Below are 23039 nucleotides of genomic sequence, written 5' to 3'. Positions count from 1 at the left end.
AAGGTGCCACATGCCAACGCAAGATAATCAGTTAACACCTAAATTGCAGGGTAATTTAAAAGAAAAGTTAGTTCAGCAGCTTTCGACTATTTATCACGATGTCCCACTAGAAAAGTCAGTAAGTGATATTGCCCAATCTCTGCTTGATATCATGGGTTTATCTAAAAAAACAATGGCGGCGAAGCCTTTCTCAAACCATTGGTCAGAAGAAGATATTATCTTGATAACCTATGGCGATAGTATCGTTAAGGCTGATGAAGCACCACTCAAAACATTAAAGACTTTTTTAGACACTAACGTTAGTAATACGATTAACAGTGTACATATTTTGCCTTTTTTTCCTTATAGCTCTGATGATGGTTTTTCAGTTATCGATTATTCATCAGTAAATGAGTCGTTAGGTACTTGGCAAGATATTGGCCAGATAAGTGAACATTATCGTTTAATGTCTGATCTAGTCATCAATCATTGTTCAAGCAGAAGTGCATGGTTTGACAATTTCATTAAAGGTGAAGGACAAGGTAGCGATTATTTTTTTACTGCTCTTGCAGATGATGACTTGTCAGCCGTTGTGAGACCAAGGACATCGCGACTATTAAAGGAAGTTGAAACCGGCAAAGGCAAACAATTTGTTTGGTGCACATTCAGTCATGACCAAGTTGATTTTGACTTTCGTAACCCTGAAGTTTTAAAAGCTTTCACTTCTATTATTAAACAATACCTTGATATGGGTGTAAAAATATTTCGTTTAGATGCCATCGCGTTTTTGTGGAAAGTAGTAGGAACACCCAGTATTAACTTACCGCAAACTCACGAAGTCGTTAGGTTATTAAGGACGCTTATTGAATCAGCTATAGAAGATGCTGTTATTATCACTGAAACCAATATCCCCAATACGCAGAACCTCACTTATTTTGGTAATGCCAATGAAGCCCATGGGATTTATAATTTTTCATTACCGCCGTTGTTATTAAATACCTTACTAACGGGTAACTGCTTATACCTTAAACGCTGGCTAATGAGCATGCCTCCTGCGCAAGACGGCACTATGTATTTTAACTTTATTGCATCACATGACGGAATTGGTTTACGCCCGGCAGAAGGATTATTAGATGAAGCTGAGCTCGATAACTTAGTAAAAGCAGTAGAAAATTTCGGTGGAAAAATATCATGGCGCACTACAGATACCGGCCAACAAAAAGCCTATGAAATGAACATATCACTTTATGATGCGATGCAAGGCACGGTGCGAGGTAAAGATCAGTGGAACTTTGAGCGTTTTATTTGTGCACATGCCATTATGTTTGCCCTCGAAGGCATACCAGGTATCTACATTCACAGCATGCTAGGCACACAAAATGATTATCAAAAATTAGCAAATACCCATCATAACCGTGCAATTAACAGGCGCCGCTGGCATGTAGAAGCTTTAGAAGAAGCGCTTAATGACAGTAACTTACACCATGCAAAAGTGCTTTCGACATTAAAGTCTTTATTGGCGTTAAGAATTAAACAACCCGCCTTTCACCCTAACGCAACGCAATTTACCCTGCATTTAGGTTTGCAATTATTTGGCTTTTGGCGACAAAGTAAAGACCGAAAACAAAGCATGTTTTGTGTGAGTAATATTTCTGATCAACCGGTAATATTACCCTTGAGTGAGCTGAACTTAATTATTACCGAATCATGGTGTGAACTTATTACCGAAGTAAAAATAACAGAGTTAAACCAAGATCTTACCTTATCACCTTATCAAACAGTATGGATATCAAATATATAAAGTGAAAAGTTAAAAATAAACGCTATACTAAAAATAATTTTGGTGTTGACTGCAGATTAGCTTTGAAATAGCTGAGGGATTATCAATGAATGATTATTTTGCACCTCATGGTGAATTCAAATTACATGTCAGTAATAATATAATTATCGCGCGCTTAACGGGTTCCTGGAATAAAGAGTGTGCAGAAAATTTTTCACAAGCATTTACAACGCAAGTAAAATTGTTAAAAACACCAAGATGGGCGCACTTAGTCTTCTTAGATGACTGGCAAATAAGTGTTCCTGAAATTGCCCCTGTTGTTGATGATTTAGCCGCTTTTTGTATTTTAAATGGTTTAGAAAAATCAGCGCAAGTCGCCCATGAATCAATGATGAAAAAAATGTACCTCGATAAGATGGCAATTGAAACACGCAGTAACTTTGAGAGGCGAATATTTTCTGACCAAGATAAAGCGATTAGCTGGCTCAGTGAATATGGTTTTACTACAACAAAAGGATTAAATGCTTACGAGTTAGTCTAGTTTAATATAACTGCTAGAAGTTTTTCGTAAATACTAAAAGCAACTGTAAACTGCTATTGTCCTCAACTAAAGGACTGTCAGTAATACTTTTATCAAACCAAGTGTATTCGAGATTTAAGCGAGTATATCCGCCAAAAAAAATAGGGGTCGCCATTGAAAATCCAATATTTTTATTAACGCCACTATGGCCGAGATAAGCGCTCCTATTTTGATTCACTTCGTCTTTAGAAACACCATAATAGTAATCAACATGATGTTTATCTAAGAAACTTAGTGAAAATGAGGGTTCGAAAAATATTGGCCCATACCTAAAAACATGACCAATCGTTGATTTTATCTCAAAGCCATTTGAACGATTTAGTGCATCAAACATCGAAGAAAGTCCAATTTTCCAATCATTTTGCTGATAATCGAGACCAAAGCCGACATCAAATGAACTTTTTCTTTTTCTCATTCCTTCGAAAATGGCACTATCAGATTCATCAAACCCTTGAAATCTTGGGGATAATTTTGCGGAGAGCGTCAATCGATTCGCATTTATTAACTTATAATTAATGAATGGTCCAAATACTGACAAGTTTTCTCCTTGATATCCCAATAAAGGTAAAGGCATTATTCGGGTGTTATATCCCTTGTATATTTCTTTATTAACACTGAGACCTAAGCCGTATAGAAAACCTTCGGTTTTTTTTCGCTCAACAGAGACCACTGTTCCCTGCTCTGAAAAGACATAAAAAGCAGGAAAAACTAAAAGTAATATTAAGGCTTTATAAATACTTTGTATCATTGGGTGATTACCACTTAATTTCTATTAAACCGAGTATACGTTTAAAAGTGGGATGAGGTTTAAACCTTCGATGAGATTAACTTAGCAACAGCTTATTATAACTCTATTATTTCAGTGTTAATTTAATAATACGGTTATTGAAAATAATATTTCTTATAACAAAGAATAAAGTACAGCCTTGCCTTTATGGTTAGCTAGAGACAATAATTAAAATATAACAGCGAGGTGATCGACCTTAGCCTAAACTGCGTATAGTTAAGTATAAATTATATTATCGGGTAAACTTAAAATGAAACACTTGAGCCATAACGAATTGTTAAAGATGGATTCACGCTACCGGGCTCAACTGATTAATAGTTTATCTGGATTTAAAAGTGCTAACGTCATTGGTACACGCAACAAGCAAAACCATAACAATTTAGCAATATTTAGCTCTGTTGTCCATTTAGGCTCTTCGCCTGCTTTAGTTGGTTTTATTACTCGCCCAGACATCGTCGAACGCCATACTTTAGAAAACATTCTGCAGACTAAACAATTTACCATAAATCAAGTTAATGAAAGTTTTTGGCAAGCGGCACATCAAACATCAGCACGCTATAATGCCGACCAATCAGAATTTGAGCAAACCGATTTAACGCCTTATAACGTTGATGGTATCAATGCCCCTTTTGTTAAAGAAAGTCACTTAAAGTACGCCTTGAATCTACGTGAGATAGTGCCAATCGAACTTAATGGTACTCAATTAGTAATAGGTGAAATCACTGATATTCTTTGTGATGAAATTGCTATTAAAGCCGATGGCTATATTGATATCGAATCATTGGGTACGGTTGCTATTTCAGGACTAGATAGCTACCACACCAGTCAACGGTTATCACGATTGAGTTATGCTAAGCCAGAAGTTCAGCCTAGAGAAATTTCACTTGATGGCCAGGCGCTTGACAGTAATTCATTTGAAATCTAAATAAGCTTCACCAGATTCTAGGGACAAAAATGAAAAGTTGGCAGTTACTTGGCTATCTCGGTCTACTACCTTTTGCAGGTTTTTTATATTTAAGTGTTGTGCTAAAAGACTCATCTATGTTGGCACAACAAGCTTTTATAGCCTATAGCGCTATTATAGTCAGTTTTGTTGCTGGCACATTGTGGCGTAAAGCCGAAGACAATGCTCGGCTAACACAGCAAGTCATTAGCAATTTATTAAGCTTGATCGCTTTTACCACTTTACTAGTACCCCGTGATTTGGCCTTGATAGTATTATCATTCAGCTTTACGTTTTTATTTTTATATGAAAAAAAATTAGCAATGACAGAGCAAGTAAACGATTTTGATGTGACTTACATGAGAATGCGTTTTTGGTTAACTTTTATTGTTCTCTCACTGCATACCAGTGCTTATTATCTGTGGTTCATTTATATAGCCACCCAGTAACTTTTAGGAAAATTCATGCTAACTATATTTTATGATGGCAATTGTCCAATGTGCGCAACTGAAATGATCCACCTAAAAAGGCATGATCAAGACAACATCATACTTTTGGTCGATATACACCAAGAAAATTTTTCAAGTCTTTACCCTGCAATTGATTTTTCAGCCGCTATGAAAATATTACACGCAACTTATAATGGTAAAATTCTACTCGGTTTAGAAGTCACACATAGGGCTTGGACACTTGTTGGTAAAGGTTTTTGGGTAGCTCCTCTTAATTGGCCAGTATTTAAAACACTAAGCCACTGGGTTTACTTAGGACTAGCTAAATACCGTCATCAAATTTCAGCACTTCTCGCCAAAGTTTTTGGCATAAAAACAGCAAACTGTAATTCAGGAACTTGTTATGATAAATCAACTAACACTGATCATTGGCGCAAATAGCGACATTGGCAAAGCAATTGCCACTCAAGTAGCTTCTTTGGCTGATACTGGCCTTATTCTTATTAGTCGACAAGCTCTTGACGAGAAAAACACTGTCGAGCAGGAAAACAACCTTAAAATTAAAAAAATTGTGGTTGAAGACTACCAACCGCAATCAATAGACAATGCTATAGCAGAATTAGTAGCCCATAGTGAATTACCCATAAGCCAAGTTTTTGTTTGTAACGGCATACTGCATAGTGAAACATTTCAACCAGAAAAACGTCTCGAAGACTTCGATGCACTAGCCTTTCAACAAGTCATTAGTGCAAATACATTAACCCCAATGTTATGGGTTCAGAAGTTGACACCAATACTGACAAGGAAGTCACCCTGTAAATTTATTGTTTTTAGCGCCCGGGTCGGCAGCATAAATGATAACAAATTAGGCGGTTGGTATAGCTATAGGGCATCGAAAGCAGCATTAAATATGATGCTTAAAACTGCATCTATTGAGTTGGCAAGAAGAGCAAAGAATATAAAATTAATTTCTTTTCATCCCGGCACTACAGATACACCTTTATCTAAACCTTTTCAAAAGAATGTCCCTGCAGATAAACTTTTTACCAGTGAATTTGTTGCCAAACAATTACTAACTATTGTTGCTGACACTCCTATTGACCATACCTTGAGTTATCTCGATTGGCAGGGCAAGTCTATTAATTGGTAGCGGGTAGTAATGGCCGTTAAAAGTTAACTATTACGGGTTAACTTTTCGGTGCAAATTTTTGAGTTGAAACAATAAAAAAACTGCAATGAGATTTGCAGTTTTATTGGCGATAATTCATTAAAGGTTGTTATTTTTTAGCAAAACCGTCAGCTATTTTATGAAAAGATTCAAGCGTCACTTTATTATCATATTCAATTGAAAATCTGCCGTGAAATAACAAGGTTATTGTTAAGTCTTTATAACCTAACCAACATGTATATCCATCAAAGTCATGCCAAGCTTTAATACCAGAATACTGATAAATACCATCGAGTTTGGTGCCCTCTTTGGTAATATGGTCATAGATTTCTAAAAAATCTCTTAGTGTTAATTGTCTATCCTTCATCAGTTAAAACTTAATCATTTGGCTGCATCGACCACTGCTACTGCTGGTGCCACACATTTCATCATAAGCTGTTTGATACTCTAGTGCAGCGTTGAATATATTATTATCTCGAAGATAATTTTTGGCTTCAACTAAAGATCCCATCACAGCAACATCTCTAGATTGGTTTAGACCAATAAAGTTATTGAGAGAATCAACCGCGCCAACTAAATAATGAGTCGATTCAGCGACACCAATAATAGTGGGCATAGTTGCTTGATTACTGTTAGTTAATGTATTCATCATCATAATTCTCCAACTTAAGTATACTGTCATTACGGTGATACGATCATTAAAGATCAACTTCAGTAAAATTCATAGTTGAATTTTTCTAACCTATCAACTTAAAATATCTCGTTTGTCAAAAGATGCGTATCTCTATTATCCTTTAATTAGAATTTAGCTAAAGCCATTAAGGAACATCTATGAAGAGTAAAACTGTCTGGTATCTCCATCTCCATATAATGGATGAGTGGAAATGTGTATCCTCTGGTAGCCTTGCTCATATCAAAAAAGCCCAGAGTATGTATATACAAAATGGCGTAACCACACCACTTAGGGTCGCACATAGTAAATTGATTAGTGCAAACAATTAAAGCAGCAAATAACGCTTTTAAGTGGGTAGCTAGGTTTATGATCAATCTGTTATGGCGGCTACAGCTGGATTAGAATTGATTGCTGATCTATCTTGGTCATTTTACTGACCACTAGCAAATAAGAATTATCCATCATTCGCTTTAACTCACCCTGAGGAATTGAGCCATCTAAGATAATAGTATTCCAATTAGATTTATTCATATGATAGCCGGGAATGATGCCAGGAAAAATATCACGTAATATCTCTGCCTCCCCAGGCTCACATTTTAGGTTCATCCAAAAATGACCTTTAGCGTCTTGTGCAACCTTGGCACTTTTAGCGTTTGAACCATGAGAAATCGTTGCAAACATCTTATTTTTGACCTTGAAAACGCTAACGTCATCACCAAACGGATAGTAAAGCGAGCTTGCAGATTTAGCTAATAAATAGTGTTCCGCCATTTGAGGGTTCATAGATTTCATTGGCGTTTATCTCTATACATTAAGGGCTTAAATTTACGGTCTAATGAATTTAAGCATAGCAGTAAAAAGTAACTTTGGGTTAGAGAACAAGATAAGCAGAAGTTTCAGCCTAAAAAAATACCGATAAACAATTTATCGGTATTTTTTAGCAAAAGTTTAGTTCAGCTTAAATTAATAATAAGAAACTTGTGTTGGGATTGTTAAAATACTTTTACCGAAACGCTTTAACCAATAATATATCGCCGCAAAAATCGCAATGACGATGGCAATACTAATTCCCGCGGACAACGGATTAGTAGCGAAGGTTGCCACTTGATAAGTAAATGTCGCCGCTAAATAAGCTAATGAAAAGCTCCATAAAGCTGCAAATCCAGCCCAACGGCTGCCAACTTCACTCTTTATTGCCCCCATAGCTGCTGCACAAGGTGTATAAAGCAAAATAAATAACAAGTAACTAAATGCGCCAATTTTACCAGCAAATGCGGCCTGCATAACAGTGAATGTTCCTTCATTAACGCCTTGTTCTTCTGCGGCGGTATGTAAGTTGGTAACATCTCCGATATCAGTCCCTAAAGGATCATCAGCTTGAATACCTAATAAGTTTTCTTTTATTGAATCCGTCGCGTCAGTCCATAACTCAGCCATTGATTTTAATGCCTCTGGTTCTGCATTTACGTCGGTATATAAACTATTAAATGTAGCCACTAAAGCCTCTTTCGCAAACAAGCCGGTAATAATACCAACACTTGCTTGCCAGTTATCTTCCTTAATACCCATAGGTGCAAGTAAAGGGGTAACAACCTGAGCACTTTTACTCAATACCGACTCTTGAGAGTCTTGGTGACCAAATTGACCATCAGTACCTAATGAGTTAAAGAAGTTAAGCACACAAACCACTAAGACAATTGTTTTACCTGCCCCCAAAATAAAAGACCGAGTACGTTGCCAAACACGATGCACGAGATAAGAAAGCTTAGGTATTTCATAGAGCGGTAATTCCATAATATTGACAGAATTTTTGCCCATTAATACGGTGTGCTTTAATAAAAACCCTGTAAATAGTGCTGCCGCTATACCGATTAAGTACAATAAGAAAACTAAGTTTTGCCCAGAATCAGGAAAAAATGCCGCAGCAAATAAAGCATATACCGGTAAACGTGCCCCACACGACATAAACGGTGACATCATTATAGTGGTGATACGTTCACGCTCACTGTCAAGAATTCGTGCCGACATTACAGCCGGAACCGTACAACCAAAACCAACAATTAAAGGGACAAAAGCTTTACCGGGTAAACCAATTTTTTGCATAGCACTGTCAACCACAAACGCTGCACGCGCTAGGTATCCACTGCTTTCTAAAATCGATAAGCCAATAAATAAACAAGCGATGATTGGAATAAAAGTCGCGACCGTTTGAATACCTAAGCCAGCTCCTTCAATTAAGGTTAGCAACCACTGAGGTAAATCATAACTTGATAAAAATCTTTGCGGGTAATCGACAAAAATAGCGCCGGCTAAAATATCAAAAAAGTCGATAAAAGCGCTACCCACATTAATAGCAAACATAAACAATAAGTACATCATGCTAAGAAAAACGGGCACACCTAACCAAGGATGAAGGATAAAATGGTCAAGGCGGTCACTTAAACTTATTGCCGGTGCTTTTTTGGAAGCCGGTATATCCTTTTTAACATCGATCAATAACTGCTGAATAAATTCGTAACGCGCCTGCATAATACTAATAGCATCTGTATTAGTTTGCTGACAGCCACCTTGATCATTACAAGCGCCACATTCAAGATCAATTAACACTTCAGTTGAGTTTTTATCAGCGAGTTTATTGACAATATCTGCTGATAAAATTAATTTTTTTGGACGTTCACTTGCTTTAGGTAATTCAAGTAAAGCCTGTTCTACTTGTTTTAAGGTATCTTTAGCTAAGCTGTTAGCAATAATAACTTTACAACCAAGTTCTTTTGCTAAAATATTTATATCAACGGTTTGCGCTTCTTTTCGATCAGATTTATTGATAACCAATAATACCGGTAAACCGAGTTCAAGTAGCTGAGTCGTTAAATACAACTGACGCTTTAATTGCGTCGCATCGACGACATTAATTAAACAATCAATGTCGTTATTTTTGAGGAAATCTTGGGTAATAGTCAGGTCTTTACTTTGTTCAGTTCGAGTGGCGAGAGAACTAACGCCGGGTAAGTCTGAAAGTAAAACTTGCGCATTATTAAATGAGAAGGGCTGCTGTTTTGTCGCTACAGTGACGCCAGTCCAGTTTCCTGTTTGTTGTTTTGCGCCCGTTAGAGCATTAAAAAACGTGCTTTTTCCTGAATTGGCAAAGCCAACTAGAGCCAAATGTAAAGCTTGTGACATTAGACGATTTCTATACCTATTTGTTGAGCAATACTCGTTGCTAAGCAAATTTTAGTACCATGGAGATGAAAGGCAAGTGGCCCATTAAATGGTGCTTTATGGGCTAATGATATCTCAGTTTTTAACGCAAAACCCTGCTCGATTAACTTTGAAGTCAAATCGAAATTTGTTGGCAACGTGCGGATCACCGCTCGTTGGGTACGCGTCAATTGTGAAAGGGTCATAAAGAACAACTCAAATAATAATGATTATCATTTGATTCTACTTTACTATTAACTTTTCAGCAAGCGTATATAACGGCGTAATTGATCTAAATCAGCTTAAATTAATCTACTTATAAACTTGATTTAAAATTTAATAGTTTAGCAAGCCTTCAATATAATCGTATTAAAAATATAACTGGATTTATCTACACAGCTTCGGTAAAAATAGCGAAGAGTTTATTGCTAAAGCAATGGGTTTAATTGAAAACGTCATAGTTTTTTCACTTACTTGTTTGAGTATGCCAAATAGAATTAATACTATTGTGTTAGCTATAATCAATAAAAACAAAGTAAAAACAGTGAAGTGCGACATAATGTCGCAATAAAAAATGTCTTACTTGACCTAAGTCAAATAAGACATTTTAGTAGGGTAATCGTTATTTAACAAAAAACCTTAGTTACAGAGCTGATTAGCGTTAAAAGCAAAAAGTGCACAACTAGCTTATTTTCAAAGCAGATTAATTGAACCTACTAACGGCAGTTACTTTTCCAGCGACTGTTTTGCAGGCTGATTTACTTTAAGCAACATAATTGCTTGAAACTCAGACAATAGTTAATAACTTATTAACTTAATTATGTCGCTCTGCATTTTTATCTCCTAACGTTTTCATGATATCTCGCCAAGTTAATATGCCAACGGGAATGCTATTTTCATCAACAATAGGAATACATGATGTTTTAGTCTGATTAAAAATATCAATGGCATCAAAAACATTAGCGTTAGGCGTTAAGGTGATCAATTTGCGATTCAGTATTTGATGCGCTTTCTTGTTTAAGGTTGCTGCATCTCTTGGGAGCTCGGCGGCAGTGCCAATATTAGGACTAAGTGCTTTGAGAAGATCTCTGTCTGAAATAACCCCTGATAATTGTTTATTATCAACGACCAGTAAATGATGAAAATTAGCATATTTAAAAATATTTTTTATCGTCAATAACGTATCGTCCAAAGAGACGCTAACAAATGCTTTGGTCATGATGCTGGCTATTTTCATTATGCTACCTTTTATCCACCTTATTCTTAACTATACAATACATTGACAAACAACAAAGAGAATTTACTTTATTTGGGGATAATAGATGACAATTAACTTAACAATGGCACAATGAACTAAGACTCAAAATAAGGAATATAAATGAAAGGTTTAACTACCTTAATTTTATTGTGTATTAGCACAATAAGTTATGCCACCGAACAAGCAGAAGAAATATTCAAACAACTTGCTCCGTCACTTTATCAAATAAGACTTATAGACATCGCCAGCGGTGAAAAGTCATCAATTGGATCTGGTTTTCAAATTAGTGCCGACGGTTTAATTGCGACCAATTATCACGTTATTTCTGGTTATGCGCGTCATCCCAATAAGTACACGATTGAAATTTTTGATCACCAAGGTAAAAAAGCGCCACTTACTTTACAAAGTGTTGATGTTATCAATGATCTAGCTTTAGTAAAAAGAACGACTAATGGCGAAATGCCTTTCTTTAAAATTTCAAAGCGTGTTCCCCAAAAAGGCGAAGAGCTTTATTCGTTAGGTAACCCGCACGATTTAGGCATGATAGTAGTACCTGGCACTTACAATGGATTGAAGAATGAATCTTTTAACGACCGGATCCATTTTACCGGCTCAGTAAACTCTGGAATGAGTGGCGGACCTGTCGTCAATAAAAACTCTGAAGTCGTTGGGATAAATGTCGCAACTTCAGGTAATCAAATCGGATTTTTAGTACCACACGATAAACTACTTAACTTATACAAGCGTTATAAAACAAGTAAACCCGAAAGTATTGCAGCACAAATGGCACAACAACTTGCTGATAATCAAGACAAGTTAATCACCACGCTATTAAATAGCGAATGGCAGATGCGTCCTTTAGGAGAAGGTTTAATTCCCGTGGTTAATATTCCTTTTATTCGTTGTTGGGGAGAGTCAAACGCTGATAAAGCAGATGCTATTGTTCTAGCCGTGGTTGCTAATTGTTCTTTGGATGAAGATACTTACATCTCAAATAATTTCTTCACCGGCTCTATTGAAATGGAATATCGCTATATGCAAGCAAAAGAACTTAGCGAGACTAAGTTTTATCAAATATTTGAGCGTCAATTAACGCAAGTCATGCCAGGAAACAAAGCGGGTAAAGATGATGTTACTGAGTTTCAATGTCAGCACGATATTGTTACACCGTCAAACCAAGCGATTACCAACAAATCAGTTTTTTGTACCCGTGCCTACAAAGACTTTCCTAAATTATTTGACGTTTTATATATAGCTATTTCTGTTGATAAGGGCGACCAAGCCTTACTTAGCCACTTTACTGTCGCTGGCGTTACGCAAAATAGTGCACTTAAGTTTACAGAGAAATTTATGGAGTCTATTTCATGGAAATAATCATAGAAGAAATTACTCGCGCCCATAAATTAATCGCTCGACATAAATTTATGCAAAATCACATCAATATTGGTCGTGGTTATGATAATGATATTATTATGGCTGACCCACATATTTGTGGCCAACACCTTAGTCTTAATTTTAATGGTGAACATTGGCTGCTAAACGATGAAGGCTCTATTAACGGCAGTTTTTATGACGATGAGTTTTCAAAAACAAAATCAGCTGTTCATCAACACATCGTTCGTTCTGGACAAGTTTTTATGATTGGCAAAAGTTTAGTACGCATTGTTTTTCCCGATCACCCCGTACCTGAAAGCATTAGTTTTAGCCCTTTTGAAAATATTTTAACCTTAACAAGACATCCTCTCTTTTTAGCTGTAAACATTTTATTATTTGCCAGTGTTACCGGCTGGTTATTTAACCTTCACAACCCTGTAGAAGTCAATTTCACTCAGTTATTAGTACCCGCTATTGGCATGACTTTACTCTTTGGGCTTTGGCCTATTGGTGTTGCTTTGGTTTCTCATTTAACTAAGCATGATGCTAGGTTTTGGGGACAATTAGGCATCTGTTTTGTCTTTTACAATTTAATGTGGTTAAGTGATTTTATTGAAAACATCACCAGTTTCAATGCTTCATCTCAGTCAATACTCAGCATGCTTGCCACTTTCTTACCTATTGTATTGGCATTTTGTTTGTTCTGGCTAAATTGCCAAATTGGTTTTCATATGACCACTCGACGCAGAACATTAGTAGCAAGTTGCATGACGCTGTTATTGTTTGGTGGTAGCTTCTTAATTCAGTTTAGTAAAAAACCTGAATTCAGTATCCGTCCCGCTTTTAATACTACGTTAATGGCGCCAAGTTATTTATTTACTCACAGCAATAATGTCCAAGGCTTTCTTGAGAGCAGTAAAACATTATTTAACGATGCGCAAGAAGCGGCACTTGAAGACAAATAAAGTGGCTTAATAAACAAAAAAAGCTAACGAGTTCGTTAGCTTTTTTGTTAGCTGAGAGAATAACGACTAAGTGATGACGACACATTAAGGGCGAGGAATAAAACCTACTGCATCATACACTTTTGCTAATATTTTACTTGCCCTAGCTGATGCTTTTTCAGCGCCTGCTTTCATCACTGAATCTAAATAAGCCTGGTCCTCACGGATTTGATGATATCTTTGCTGAATAGGTTCTAATAAAGCAACCACAGCATTAGCAACGTCGCCTTTTAAGTGCCCATACATTTTATCTTCATATTGTGGCACTAACTGCTCAACGGTTTCACCTGTACAACAAGACAATAAAGACAATAAATTTGATACACCTGGCTTTTCTTCAATATTAAAATAGATATTAGCTTCTTCATCAGAATCAGTCATGGCGCGTTTGATTTTTTTACTGATTTTTTTAGGGTCTTCTAATAAGCCAATAAAATTACCAGGATTAGCGTCTGATTTTGACATTTTCTTTGTCGGCTCAAGTAAGCTCATTACTCGCGCACCAAATTCAGGAATATAAGGGTCTGGCACTGTAAATGTGTCACCATGAAGATTATTAAAACGAGTCGCTATATCACGGGCTAATTCTAGATGCTGCTTTTGATCTTCACCAACCGGCACACGGTCAGCATTATAGAGAAGAATATCTGCCGCCATTAAGACTGGATAAGTAAATAAACCTGAATTCATATTTGCTTCAGACTTTTGTGACTTATCTTTGTATTGCGTCATTCTGTTCAATTCGCCCATTTGTGTGTAACAATTTAACACCCAACTAAGCTGAGCATGTTCAGGGACATGTGATTGAATAAAGATGGTACTCTTTTCTGGGTCAACGCCGCAGGCTAGATACAAGGCTAGGCCATCAAGCGTCGCCTTTCGCAAATCTGCTGGATTTGGGCGAACAGTAATAGCATGTTGATCAACCAACATGTAATAACACTCATGGCTATCCTGCATGCTAACCCATTGTTTTAACGCACCTAAATAATTACCAATGGTTAAATCACCTGATGGCTGACAGCCGCTTAATACGATAGGTTTACTCATGATTTCTCTTTATTTTATTTGATTTGATTTATTTATTAAACTATTGGCTAACTGTCGCTAATTCGCTGCGCATTTCATCAATCGCCAGCTTATAATCTGGCTTTGAGAAAATGGCTGACCCTGCGACGAACATGTCAGCCCCCGCCGCCGCTATTTCAGCAATATTGTCTGCTTTAACACCGCCATCAACCTGTAAACGAATATCACGTCCACTAACGATGATGCGCTCTTTTACTAATCTCAATTTATCCAATGTGGTTGGAATAAACGATTGACCACCAAAGCCAGGATTAACTGACATCAACAAGATAACATCGAGTTTATCCATAACAAAATCTAAACAATTTAATGGTGTGGCAGGATTTAGTACCAGTCCAGCTTTACAGCCATGGTCTTTTATTAATTGCAGAGTACGATCAATATGGTCACTTGCCTCTGGATGAAAAGTGATAATATCTGCGCCTGCTTTAGCAAAGCCTGGAATTAGACTATCAACCTGCTTGACCATTAAATGTACATCAATAGGAGCGGTAATACCGTAATCACGTAGCGACTGACAAATCATCGGGCCAAAAGTTAAGTTAGGCACAAAATGATTATCCATTACATCGAAGTGCACAACATCAGCACCCGCAGCTAAAACCTTAGCAACATCATCACCTAAACGTGCAAAATCAGCAGACAATATAGAAGGAGCAATTAAAAAAGAAGACATAGATAAACCTTTTTAGAATATTGCTCAACATTATAACAACGACCTAAGGGAAAACTCTATAAATTCATGCGCCCAAACGTTATTTAACTCAATGTTACCCAGCGATTGCTATTTTAGTGTCGAATGCTCATAATTATTTCGTACACTGGATTAATTTTTATGAGAATTAACGCTTTAACTATAACCGGAAAGACGGCCAAGAAAGACATTACAAAATACGAGTCGATATTTTATGCACTTATTATCAACGTTAACGTTTAACGATAACGTGAAAGACTACCTAGAAAGACATTACAAAATACGAGTCTATATTTTATGCACTTTTTATGAGCGTTAACGATTTAATTGCACCAATAAAGCTCACCCGTTAGTGACAACGCCTCATAGTAAAAAAACAACTTTGCCAAGCCATTGAAATTACTATGTAAAATTTATTGATATTATTATGTCGCTCAGGCATCTACCTTGCAATGTATGGTTTAGCCCTAAAATATTAAATAAAAAACTACTACATAAAGAGACTATTATGAAAAAAACACTATTATCGATATCGCTCACATCTTTACTTGCCGCTACTTCATTATTATCAACACAAGCATCAGCTGTTGAAGGTTTATCTGCTAATGTTGCTGCTAGTAGTAACTATATATGGCGTGGTGTTAGCCAAACAGACAATGCTGCAGCTATTTCTGGTGGTATTGACTATGCTGACGATTCTGGCTTTTATGCTGGAGCTTGGGCTTCAAATGTCGATTTTGGTGATGATGCGAGTGCTGAAGTAGATTTCTACTTAGGTTTTAGCGGCCAATTAAACGAAGATGTTAGTTATGATGTCGGTTATATTTATTATGCCTACCCTGACTCAGCCCAAACAGATAGTACTAACGAATATGATTTTGGCGAGATATATGGCTCTTTGGGCTATTCATATTTTTCACTTTCAGCAAGTTACGGAATTCATAACGACGACGGTGCTGCTTTTGCTGATGCCAGCTTATATATTGCAGCGGGAGCAGAGTTTGAAGTAGCTGATGGTTTAACCTTAGCTTTTCATCTTGGCGATTATTCTTTTGACGACGCCATGATCGCAGAAGATTATAACGATTACAGTGTTAGCTTAAGTAAAGATGGCTTTACCTTTGCGGTATCTGATACCGACATCGATAATGATGATATGAAGTTTGTCATTTCTTATTCGGTTGATATCGACTTATAAATAAAAATAAGCCAGTAATAATTTTACTGGCTTTTTAAAGATAGTTAAAGACAGTGCAAAAAAAATCTTCGCGTAGTACAATTATAAGAGTGTTGAGTTAAAAATAAACGGCGGCATAGCTAAGATATTTAAACCTAATTAATATATTTAGCGAAACCAAAAAGCCGATATTCATCACAATAACGATTTGCATCCATTAGTGAAATTTTACCTAATTAAATTAAATTTTAAGGATTTTACATGCAAATAATTATTTTTGATGATGCTGAACAAGTTGCAGAGCATGCAGCACTATGGGTCAGTGAATTAATCACTAAAAAAGCCAAACCTGTGCTTGGTCTTGCTACCGGTAGCACCCCGATTAGCCTCTATAAACATTTAGTTAATAAACATAAAAATGAAGGGCTAAGCTTTAGTCACGTCTCGTCATTTAATCTTGATGAATACCATAATATTAATGCTAATAATGCTCAAAGTTATCGCAGTTTTATGAAAGAGCATTTATTTGATAACGTAGACATAGCACAAACCAATACCTACCTACCAACGTGTAACCATAACCAAAACCCACGTGAACAAGGGCTTAACTACGAAAACAAAATAAAATCATTAGGGGGTATCGACTTACAAATATTAGGTATTGGCGCTAATGGCCATATTGGTTTTAATGAACCGACTTCGAGCTTATCATCTCGTACCCGTATCAAAACATTAACACAGCAAACACTGACAGATAATAGCCGCTTATTTAAAAACGGTGAAACACAACCAACTATGGCAATGACCATGGGTATTGGCACTATTATGGATGCTCGCTATGTATTATTAATGGCGACAGGAGAAAATAAAGCCCAGGCAGTAAATACGATGATCACAGGCGCTTTATCCGCTATGTGTCCGGCATCCGCATTACAGATGCATGAAAATGCAGTTATTTTGTTAGACAAAGCAGCTGCAAGCCAACTACAAGATCATCAGTATTACCTTTGGGCTAATCAGCAACACCGTAAAATCAACGAAACTTATGGTTTTTATCATAATTATTAACAAAGTGAATGCTTCAATAAAAGGTCCCTAATCTAGGGACCTTTGTTGAGGTGAGATTTAACTTAACTTTTGTAGTTTTTTGTCTCGGTACATTTTGCTGTCTGCTATCGAGATGAGTTGTTCTAAGCTCTTGGATTGTTGAGGAAATAACGCTAAACCGAATGAGAATCTCAATGATAATTTATGCTTTGCCACCTGGTAAACTTTCTCTTGCAGTTGCTGAAATCGATCGTTTATATTATATCTTGCAGTGACTAATGTTTGAGCTGTGTTTCCTTGCGCTAATAACAGCACAAATTCATCTCCGCCCCATCGACAACAAAAGTCATCGGCACGTAAAGTGTTTTTTAAGTTAACCGCGAAGGCTTTTAACAGTTCATCACCGATATTATGACCGTATGAATCATTAACGCGTTTAAAATCATCTAAGTCTATCATTACTAGACTGTAACAATCATTTCTGGTCAGTGTGGCGGAAAGTTTATCGAAATATGCCATTAAAGCGTATCGATTATCTAAGGTGGTTAGCGGATCATGGAAAGCTTGTTCCGTCAGTTTTTCATTGAGTACTTGAATATCGGTAATATCAGTTACTGTAACGGCTACAGAGTTAACTTGGTCTGAATGACTATCAAAAACAGGTTGGTACGCAACCTTGAGAAAGAGCATTTGATTTTTATTTTCTGAATAAAACCAATCAGTATAAGTTCTCACCTTACCTGAAAAACATAAATCGAGCTCTTTCTTAACCACTCTATTGAAAGCTTCTTCTCCTAAGACTGTTATAACATGTTGGTTAATAATGTCCGCTTTTTGCAAGCCCCATTTATGGCTATATTGCTCATTAACTGACAAATAGTGATAGTTTTTATCAACTAAGGACAATAAATTATTCGAGTGGTCGACTAAATCAACAACAGATGAGTCCTGTAGTAATTCAGCACTATATTCGATCAGAAAAAGAATCGGCTGTTTACTGATAATACTGACATACACCTCTATATTTTTTTGGATAAAACTAAAATGTGTTAAACATTTATCATTTGAGCCTAAAGGCATATTAGAAAAGTTGAGAATGAATTCAGATAAACTAACTTTACTGTCACATAATGCAAAAAAGTCATCTCCATCGTTAATATGATATTTATGCTTGATGTGTTTACTACGACTAACTACAGTTCCTTGCTCATTAATAATTAAAGCGGGAAAGTTAACATAATTGAGTAAATCAGTATTCAATGGAAAATCCTTTTTCTATTTTTATCAGTAAATTAGATAAATAATCTGTATATTATACAAATATACAATTTAGCATAGACTAGCTATATTTTACTGTCAAAAATATATGCATTTTTTATAATTTATATCGACTTTACCCTGTTATGTTAAACAGGTAATCATTGTTAATCGCCACCACGTTAGCGATCACCTTGAAATAAGTTGCTCGTTCGATAACGCTAAAATGTGTGATGATAATGATAAAATTTATTTAGGATTGTTTTAGCGCGAAAAGTAAGCGACTATCAAGTGTCACCCAACAAAAGGATTATATGATGCCAACGGAAAACTTATCAAAAAAAACAAAGTCTTCTGATAAAAATAGTAGTTTTAAAACGACCGCTAAAAGTGTCGGCGCCGCTTTTTTTGGCGTACAAAGTAATAAAAACCGCGATAGAGATTTTAGTGAAGGAAAACTAAGCCACTTCATCATTGCTGCTGTAATCGGTGTCGCTATATTTATAGGCGTGTTGATCGCGGCAGTATCTTTAGTTTTACCTTAAAATAAGTGACTTAAAAGCTTACTTATAAAGTACCAGTAACTCTGCAACTTTATTACGTTTACTCGCCTTTTGGCTAATAGTGCGCGCTACTTGTATCGTTTTTTGCTTACTGGCATGCTCATATATTTTACGTGTCCAGATTGTGTCATGATTACTAATCAATACTGATATTTTATCTTGCTCAGTGACTTCTTCTGCAATATTGGCTAAATCAGCTTGCTCATCTAAACCAAAGCCATTACCAACATAACTGGTAAAACTAGCTGTTTTACTTAATGGTACATAAGGGGGATCACAGTAAATGACATCGCCACTTTTTGCCCTGGCAAAAGTTTCTCGGTAACCTTCACAAACAAAAGTGGCTTTCTTAGCTTTTTCCGCAAAATACAGCATTTCATTTTCAGGAAAATATGGACGTTTATACTTACCAAAGGGAACATTATAACCGCCCGATTTATTATATCGACATAAGCCATTATAACCATGACGGTTCATATAAAGAAATACCAGCGAACGAAAGTAGCTGTCACTACTGGCATTAAACTCTTTTCGTAACCGGTAATAAACTTCAGATTGATTATATTCAGGCGTAAAGTATATCGCTGAATCTTTGATAAATTTTTGTGGGTTTTCTTTAATAATATTATAGAGATTGATTAAGTCTTGATTTATATCGTTTAACAAGTAATGGTCAAAATTACTGTTCAGAAATACTGAACCAGCACCGACAAAAGGTTCTACTAAACGCTCCCCTTTGGGTAACATTTTATTAATTACATCGCTGAGGCCGTATTTTCCGCCAGCCCACTTTAAAAATGCTCGATGCTTTTTGATCATTTAACCCATTTGCCTTACAACTCATTATTTAAGTGCTAGGCTTAAATAGACGTTTAAAATAGAAAACGAATTGTATCCTGATTAGCTTATTATTGGGAGTCTTGATAAGCATTGATTTCATTATTAATTGCTTGAAGTGACTTTACCCACGGCTGATAAACTTTAATACTACTTGGCAGTAACGTAACAGCCTTTTCTGCGGCCAAACGAGTCTCAAAAACCTCAGAGGTTATCATTAGCATAGGTTGTTGATTAAATAGTCGGTAGTAACTTTTAATCTTGAGGCCGACAAAATCAGGTATAAACTCCTGATATACGGAAAGACGAGTAAAACCAGCAATTTGTATAACAAAACCTGATGGTACACTCATATAGTAAATGGCTTCGGCGCCAACATCTTCAATCGAGTTCACTGGAATAGGTGCTTGCGTAACCAGCGTAGTCACTTTATTTTCTGACTTTTTAACAGATAAAGCCGCTCTTACGGTTTTATCTGTTAAAAAGGTAACAGAAGCTTTATTTTCGGTATCCCCTTTTTTATCAAGAAACGATTCAAAGCGCTTAACTTTATCTGTGGCTATTGGGTCTGTCGACTCAACCACGTCTTTTTCTGCGTTGACAATCGCTTGAACGATATCAGTTGGCTCTGCAGGTAGACTCATTAGAACCTTTATTACTGGGTTGGGTGCGGTTAACGAAAGAAATATATCTTCACTCTTCGCTGCAGCATTCACATTTTTATTATTATAGGCTGAAATAATACTGGTCGAGTTTGCTGGTACTGCTTTTAATTTAAGCTCGGTGTTCGCACTAAAAACATCCTGTTGAAACAACCAATAACCTGTTGCCCCTAAGCAAATCACGAAACTGATAAAAATTAAGGTCCACTTCGTAAAACGGCTGAAGGTAAAAAGTGATGTCTTCACTTTAAATGCTTTGGAGTTAAGTGTTAATAACTGACCTGTTTCTCCAGATAAAACTGAGATTTTTTTATGGAATAGTGATTTATTTTGCGCCAGTAAAAGTCCAGCTTTTGGCGTACCAAGCATAAGCACACTGATTGCATAATTGGCTTTTTTAGCTATGTCAGTTAATTGACATAGCTCATGCAAAATTTGTACGGAGAGAAACTGGGCGTGTTCGATGACAATATCAATGGTTTGCTTTTCTTGCTTAGATAAATTGATCAAGCTAACAGCTAAAGACTGCTCAGGATCAAATAGGGTGTCAGCGAACAGTTGCTCAACAATACGACAACGAATTTGAATATCGTTAAATTTAGGTGATATAGCGATAAAAGCAGCATTGTGATCATTACCTAAAGAGCCAAGAAACTGACTCGCTACTTGAGAATAAACATTGGCATCTTGGTCAACTACCAAAACGGCATGCTTTGAAAAGCGTAAAATATAATCAACACGTGCGTTAGCACTGATGGTTGTTACACTTTGTGGAGCGATATATTCTGTGGCATGTGCTTGTGCAGACATGTTTCACCTGTTCTGTATTAAAATTACAGAATTTGTTGAAGCATCTCCTCACTAATATCATCACGCATTTCTGATTGACCAAGAGCGGTGGGTACGATTAAACGTAATACACCCGCCAAATTCTTTTTGTCACGACGCATGTGACAAATAAATTCTTCAAAGCCCATACTTTCAGGCGCTGTTAATGGTAAATCAAACGCGGCAATTAATGTTTCTATACGACGAAGATCTGACGCTTCAAGCAAATTCATTGCTACTGATAACTTAGAGGCAAGTACCATGCCAGTAGCGACAGCTTCGCCATGAAGCCAGTTTCCGTAACCTTGATCGGCTTCGATAGCATGACCAAAGGTATGGCCTAAATTTAATAATGCCCGTACGCCTGATTCGGTCTCATCAGCGGCAACAATATCTGCTTTGCATTGGCAGCAAGTTTTAACCATTTCAATCAGTGTATTTTTATCTGCTGATTTTATTTTTTCAATGTTGTTTTCTAACCAAGCAAAAAAATCACTATCACCTAAGATACCGTACTTAATCACTTCAGCCATGCCCGCATTGAATTCGCGGATAGGTAAAGTGCTAAGGCTATCAATATCAATAAGAACAGCTTTTGGCTGGTAGAAAGCGCCAATCATGTTTTTACCTAAAGGATGATTAACCGCGGTCTTGCCACCGACAGAAGAGTCGACTTGTGAAAGTAAAGTTGTTGGAACTTGAATAAAGTTGATTCCGCGTTGGTAACATGCTGCTGCAAAGCCAGTAATATCACCAATAACGCCGCCGCCTAAAGCAATTAATGTCGAATCTCGCCCGTGACCATTGGCCAATAAATGTGACATGATCACATCAAAGTTTGCGAGTGACTTTTGAGCTTCGCCATCAGGTAGTATTATTTCGTCAACGTCGAAAGCGCTCAGTTTTGCCTTTAAAGTAGCAAGATATAGCGGCTTAACAATATTATTAGAAACAATACATACTCGTTTACCACGAATATGCTGAGTAAGCAGACTATTATTAGTTAATAGTCCACTATCAATATAGATGGGGTAACTGCGTGTACCGAGTTCAACATTTAGCGTTGTCATTTTTAGGTCTTTTTTTGAGTGCCTAGCCGCTTTTAGAAATCTAAGCGCTCAACAATTTTATGGGCAACAACTTTAGCACTTTGATCATCTGTTTTTACAATAACGTCAGCAATTTCTTCATATAAAGGATTGCGTTCTATTGCTAGATTCTCAAGTACTGTGCGTGGTTCTTCAGAGGTTTGCAACAATGGACGTTTACGATCACGCTGCGTACGAGCCACTTGCTTGTCGATAGTTGTCTCTAAATAGACAACTATGCCTCGTGCCGATAAGCGATTACGTACTTGTGTACTTATCACTGAACCACCACCAGTCGCTAAAACAATACCTTGTTTTTCACTTAAGTCTTCAATTACACCTTCTTCTCTTTTGCGAAAGCCTTCTTCGCCTTCAAGATCAAAAACCCATGCGATGTCTGCACCTGTTCGGCGCTCTATTTCCTGATCAGAGTCAAAAAACTCAAGATGTAGCCTATCAGCTAATTCTCTACCAATTGTGCTTTTACCGGCGCCCATAGGGCCGATAAGGAAAATATTACGTTTTTCTGCCATTAGATTAACTTCAGCTCGTATAAATAATTACGTTTACAAATATGAGGGAACCCCCTCCGAAAATTTTGAGG

General features: G+C 36.7%; 25 protein-coding genes. 11 read left to right on the top strand and 14 right to left on the bottom strand.

The features are described 5' to 3' along the window. The first annotated feature begins 10 nt into the window (after positions 1-10). Together H4J66_RS00235 and H4J66_RS00230 are read left to right on the top strand one after the other, a co-directional pair. Positions 11-1780, top strand: coding sequence for an alpha-amylase family glycosyl hydrolase (locus tag H4J66_RS00235; RefSeq protein ID WP_220463145.1), 1770 nt, complete (start codon positions 11-13; stop codon positions 1778-1780). Between the two features lie 85 nt (positions 1781-1865). Beyond that, on the top strand, positions 1866-2300 hold the full coding sequence (locus tag H4J66_RS00230; protein ID WP_182169152.1) for a hypothetical protein: 435 nt from the start codon (positions 1866-1868) through the stop codon (positions 2298-2300). A 13-nt stretch (positions 2301-2313) separates the two neighbouring features. Here H4J66_RS00230 and H4J66_RS00225 read toward each other — a convergent pair whose 3' ends face one another. After that, positions 2314-3087 (bottom strand): MipA/OmpV family protein, encoded by a 774-nt coding sequence (locus H4J66_RS00225; RefSeq protein WP_182169151.1) that lies wholly within the window; start codon positions 3085-3087, stop codon positions 2314-2316. A gap of 289 nt (positions 3088-3376) precedes the next feature. On the opposite strand from H4J66_RS00225, the gene H4J66_RS00220 reads away from it, so the two are divergent. From H4J66_RS00220 to H4J66_RS00205, 4 genes are read left to right on the top strand one after another with little or no spacing between them, the layout of a single operon-like run. Further along, on the top strand, positions 3377-4051 hold the full coding sequence (locus H4J66_RS00220) for a flavin reductase family protein (protein ID WP_182169149.1): 675 nt from the start codon (positions 3377-3379) through the stop codon (positions 4049-4051). Positions 4052-4080: 29 nt separating this feature from the next. Further along, positions 4081-4518, top strand: a complete 438-nt coding sequence (locus tag H4J66_RS00215) for a DUF3429 domain-containing protein (RefSeq protein WP_182169147.1) — start codon at positions 4081-4083, stop codon at positions 4516-4518. A gap of 15 nt (positions 4519-4533) precedes the next feature. Further along, entirely contained in the window at positions 4534-4959 is a 426-nt protein-coding gene (locus tag H4J66_RS00210) for a thiol-disulfide oxidoreductase DCC family protein (RefSeq protein WP_182169145.1), read from the top strand. Next, positions 4922-5668, top strand: coding sequence for an SDR family NAD(P)-dependent oxidoreductase (locus H4J66_RS00205; RefSeq protein ID WP_182169143.1), 747 nt, complete (start codon positions 4922-4924; stop codon positions 5666-5668). Before H4J66_RS00210 ends, H4J66_RS00205 begins: the two co-directional genes overlap by 38 nt. 127 nt (positions 5669-5795) lie before the next feature. Here the strand turns inward: H4J66_RS00205 and H4J66_RS00200 are convergent, their stop codons facing one another. From H4J66_RS00200 to H4J66_RS00175, 6 genes are all read right to left on the bottom strand, one after another. Next, positions 5796-6053, bottom strand: a complete 258-nt coding sequence (locus H4J66_RS00200; protein WP_182169141.1) for a DUF3081 family protein — start codon at positions 6051-6053, stop codon at positions 5796-5798. Between the two features lie 3 nt (positions 6054-6056). Beyond that, entirely contained in the window at positions 6057-6341 is a 285-nt protein-coding gene (locus H4J66_RS00195) for a DUF6482 family protein (RefSeq protein ID WP_259369018.1), read from the bottom strand. A 405-nt stretch (positions 6342-6746) separates the two neighbouring features. Further along, complete coding sequence (locus H4J66_RS00190; RefSeq protein ID WP_182169334.1) at positions 6747-7142, bottom strand: MmcQ/YjbR family DNA-binding protein; 396 nt, start codon at positions 7140-7142, stop codon at positions 6747-6749. Between the two features lie 180 nt (positions 7143-7322). Continuing rightward, on the bottom strand, positions 7323-9539 hold the full coding sequence (gene feoB, locus H4J66_RS00185; protein WP_182169139.1) for a ferrous iron transport protein B: 2217 nt from the start codon (positions 9537-9539) through the stop codon (positions 7323-7325). Beyond that, positions 9539-9763, bottom strand: coding sequence for a FeoA family protein (locus H4J66_RS00180; protein ID WP_182169137.1), 225 nt, complete (start codon positions 9761-9763; stop codon positions 9539-9541). The genes feoB and H4J66_RS00180 overlap by 1 nt, the downstream gene beginning before the upstream one ends. Before the next feature lie 608 nt (positions 9764-10371). Then, positions 10372-10794, bottom strand: a complete 423-nt coding sequence (locus tag H4J66_RS00175; protein ID WP_182169135.1) for a CBS domain-containing protein — start codon at positions 10792-10794, stop codon at positions 10372-10374. Between the two features lie 141 nt (positions 10795-10935). On the opposite strand from H4J66_RS00175, the gene H4J66_RS00170 reads away from it, so the two are divergent. Together H4J66_RS00170 and H4J66_RS00165 are read left to right on the top strand one after the other, a co-directional pair. After that, on the top strand, positions 10936-12189 hold the full coding sequence (locus H4J66_RS00170; protein WP_182169133.1) for a serine protease: 1254 nt from the start codon (positions 10936-10938) through the stop codon (positions 12187-12189). Next, the gene (locus H4J66_RS00165; RefSeq protein WP_182169131.1) at positions 12180-13154 is read left to right on the top strand and encodes an FHA domain-containing protein; all 975 of its coding nucleotides are present in this window, start codon (positions 12180-12182) and stop codon (positions 13152-13154) included. The genes H4J66_RS00170 and H4J66_RS00165 overlap by 10 nt, the downstream gene beginning before the upstream one ends. Positions 13155-13238: 84 nt before the next feature. On the opposite strand, the gene trpS is transcribed toward H4J66_RS00165, so the two are convergent. Beyond that, positions 13239-14243: a tryptophan--tRNA ligase gene (gene trpS, locus H4J66_RS00160; protein ID WP_070375658.1), complete on the bottom strand. Its 1005-nt coding sequence runs from the start codon at positions 14241-14243 to the stop codon at positions 13239-13241. 40 nt (positions 14244-14283) lie between these two features. Beyond that, the gene (rpe, locus tag H4J66_RS00155; protein WP_182169129.1) at positions 14284-14958 is read right to left on the bottom strand and encodes a ribulose-phosphate 3-epimerase; all 675 of its coding nucleotides are present in this window, start codon (positions 14956-14958) and stop codon (positions 14284-14286) included. 526 nt (positions 14959-15484) lie between these two features. On the opposite strand from rpe, the gene H4J66_RS00150 reads away from it, so the two are divergent. Beyond that, on the top strand, positions 15485-16174 hold the full coding sequence (locus H4J66_RS00150) for a TorF family putative porin (protein WP_182169127.1): 690 nt from the start codon (positions 15485-15487) through the stop codon (positions 16172-16174). A 240-nt stretch (positions 16175-16414) separates the two neighbouring features. Further along, positions 16415-17221 carry a glucosamine-6-phosphate deaminase gene (gene nagB / locus H4J66_RS00145; RefSeq protein ID WP_182169125.1) on the top strand — a complete coding sequence of 269 codons (807 nt, stop codon included), beginning with the start codon at positions 16415-16417 and terminating at the stop codon, positions 17219-17221. Between the two features lie 57 nt (positions 17222-17278). Here nagB and H4J66_RS00140 read toward each other — a convergent pair whose 3' ends face one another. Continuing rightward, entirely contained in the window at positions 17279-18460 is a 1182-nt protein-coding gene (locus H4J66_RS00140) for a GGDEF domain-containing protein (RefSeq protein ID WP_182169123.1), read from the bottom strand. Between the two features lie 311 nt (positions 18461-18771). On the opposite strand from H4J66_RS00140, the gene H4J66_RS00135 reads away from it, so the two are divergent. Further along, entirely contained in the window at positions 18772-19002 is a 231-nt protein-coding gene (locus H4J66_RS00135) for a DUF2970 domain-containing protein (RefSeq protein WP_259369017.1), read from the top strand. 18 nt (positions 19003-19020) lie between these two features. Here the strand turns inward: H4J66_RS00135 and H4J66_RS00130 are convergent, their stop codons facing one another. From H4J66_RS00130 to aroK, 4 genes are all read right to left on the bottom strand, one after another. Continuing rightward, positions 19021-19839: a Dam family site-specific DNA-(adenine-N6)-methyltransferase gene (locus tag H4J66_RS00130; RefSeq protein WP_220463144.1), complete on the bottom strand. Its 819-nt coding sequence runs from the start codon at positions 19837-19839 to the stop codon at positions 19021-19023. An 89-nt stretch (positions 19840-19928) separates the two neighbouring features. After that, positions 19929-21329 (bottom strand): SPOR domain-containing protein, encoded by a 1401-nt coding sequence (locus H4J66_RS00125; RefSeq protein ID WP_182169121.1) that lies wholly within the window; start codon positions 21327-21329, stop codon positions 19929-19931. 23 nt (positions 21330-21352) lie between these two features. After that, entirely contained in the window at positions 21353-22417 is a 1065-nt protein-coding gene (aroB, locus tag H4J66_RS00120; protein WP_182169119.1) for a 3-dehydroquinate synthase, read from the bottom strand. A 32-nt stretch (positions 22418-22449) separates the two neighbouring features. Further along, on the bottom strand, positions 22450-22968 hold the full coding sequence (aroK, locus tag H4J66_RS00115; protein ID WP_070375650.1) for a shikimate kinase AroK: 519 nt from the start codon (positions 22966-22968) through the stop codon (positions 22450-22452). Positions 22969-23039: the final 71 nt, after the last annotated feature.

The organism is Colwellia sp. MB3u-55, from assembly GCF_014076785.1.
Lineage (GTDB): Bacteria > Pseudomonadota > Gammaproteobacteria > Enterobacterales > Alteromonadaceae > Colwellia_A.
Note: the sequence above shows the minus strand (reverse complement) of the source record. Positions and strands in the feature narration are given on the sequence as shown.

Excerpts from the sequence above, each read along its gene's own strand:
- H4J66_RS00235 (WP_220463145.1), top strand. The coding sequence starts at position 11 with ATGCCAACGCAAGATAATCAGTTAACACCTAAATTGCAGGGTAATTTA.
- H4J66_RS00230 (WP_182169152.1), top strand. The coding sequence starts at position 1,866 with ATGAATGATTATTTTGCACCTCATGGTGAATTCAAATTACATGTCAGT.
- H4J66_RS00225 (WP_182169151.1), bottom strand. The coding sequence starts at position 3,087 with ATGATACAAAGTATTTATAAAGCCTTAATATTACTTTTAGTTTTTCCT.
- H4J66_RS00220 (WP_182169149.1), top strand. The coding sequence starts at position 3,377 with ATGAAACACTTGAGCCATAACGAATTGTTAAAGATGGATTCACGCTAC.
- H4J66_RS00215 (WP_182169147.1), top strand. The coding sequence starts at position 4,081 with ATGAAAAGTTGGCAGTTACTTGGCTATCTCGGTCTACTACCTTTTGCA.
- H4J66_RS00210 (WP_182169145.1), top strand. The coding sequence starts at position 4,534 with ATGCTAACTATATTTTATGATGGCAATTGTCCAATGTGCGCAACTGAA.
- H4J66_RS00205 (WP_182169143.1), top strand. The coding sequence starts at position 4,922 with ATGATAAATCAACTAACACTGATCATTGGCGCAAATAGCGACATTGGC.
- H4J66_RS00200 (WP_182169141.1), bottom strand. The coding sequence starts at position 6,053 with ATGAAGGATAGACAATTAACACTAAGAGATTTTTTAGAAATCTATGAC.
- H4J66_RS00195 (WP_259369018.1), bottom strand. The coding sequence starts at position 6,341 with ATGATGATGAATACATTAACTAACAGTAATCAAGCAACTATGCCCACT.
- H4J66_RS00190 (WP_182169334.1), bottom strand. The coding sequence starts at position 7,142 with ATGAACCCTCAAATGGCGGAACACTATTTATTAGCTAAATCTGCAAGC.
- feoB (WP_182169139.1), bottom strand. The coding sequence starts at position 9,539 with ATGTCACAAGCTTTACATTTGGCTCTAGTTGGCTTTGCCAATTCAGGA.
- H4J66_RS00180 (WP_182169137.1), bottom strand. The coding sequence starts at position 9,763 with ATGACCCTTTCACAATTGACGCGTACCCAACGAGCGGTGATCCGCACG.
- H4J66_RS00175 (WP_182169135.1), bottom strand. The coding sequence starts at position 10,794 with ATGAAAATAGCCAGCATCATGACCAAAGCATTTGTTAGCGTCTCTTTG.
- H4J66_RS00170 (WP_182169133.1), top strand. The coding sequence starts at position 10,936 with ATGAAAGGTTTAACTACCTTAATTTTATTGTGTATTAGCACAATAAGT.
- H4J66_RS00165 (WP_182169131.1), top strand. The coding sequence starts at position 12,180 with ATGGAAATAATCATAGAAGAAATTACTCGCGCCCATAAATTAATCGCT.
- trpS (WP_070375658.1), bottom strand. The coding sequence starts at position 14,243 with ATGAGTAAACCTATCGTATTAAGCGGCTGTCAGCCATCAGGTGATTTA.
- rpe (WP_182169129.1), bottom strand. The coding sequence starts at position 14,958 with ATGTCTTCTTTTTTAATTGCTCCTTCTATATTGTCTGCTGATTTTGCA.
- H4J66_RS00150 (WP_182169127.1), top strand. The coding sequence starts at position 15,485 with ATGAAAAAAACACTATTATCGATATCGCTCACATCTTTACTTGCCGCT.
- nagB (WP_182169125.1), top strand. The coding sequence starts at position 16,415 with ATGCAAATAATTATTTTTGATGATGCTGAACAAGTTGCAGAGCATGCA.
- H4J66_RS00135 (WP_259369017.1), top strand. The coding sequence starts at position 18,772 with ATGATGCCAACGGAAAACTTATCAAAAAAAACAAAGTCTTCTGATAAA.
- H4J66_RS00130 (WP_220463144.1), bottom strand. The coding sequence starts at position 19,839 with ATGATCAAAAAGCATCGAGCATTTTTAAAGTGGGCTGGCGGAAAATAC.
- H4J66_RS00125 (WP_182169121.1), bottom strand. The coding sequence starts at position 21,329 with ATGTCTGCACAAGCACATGCCACAGAATATATCGCTCCACAAAGTGTA.
- aroB (WP_182169119.1), bottom strand. The coding sequence starts at position 22,417 with ATGACAACGCTAAATGTTGAACTCGGTACACGCAGTTACCCCATCTAT.
- aroK (WP_070375650.1), bottom strand. The coding sequence starts at position 22,968 with ATGGCAGAAAAACGTAATATTTTCCTTATCGGCCCTATGGGCGCCGGT.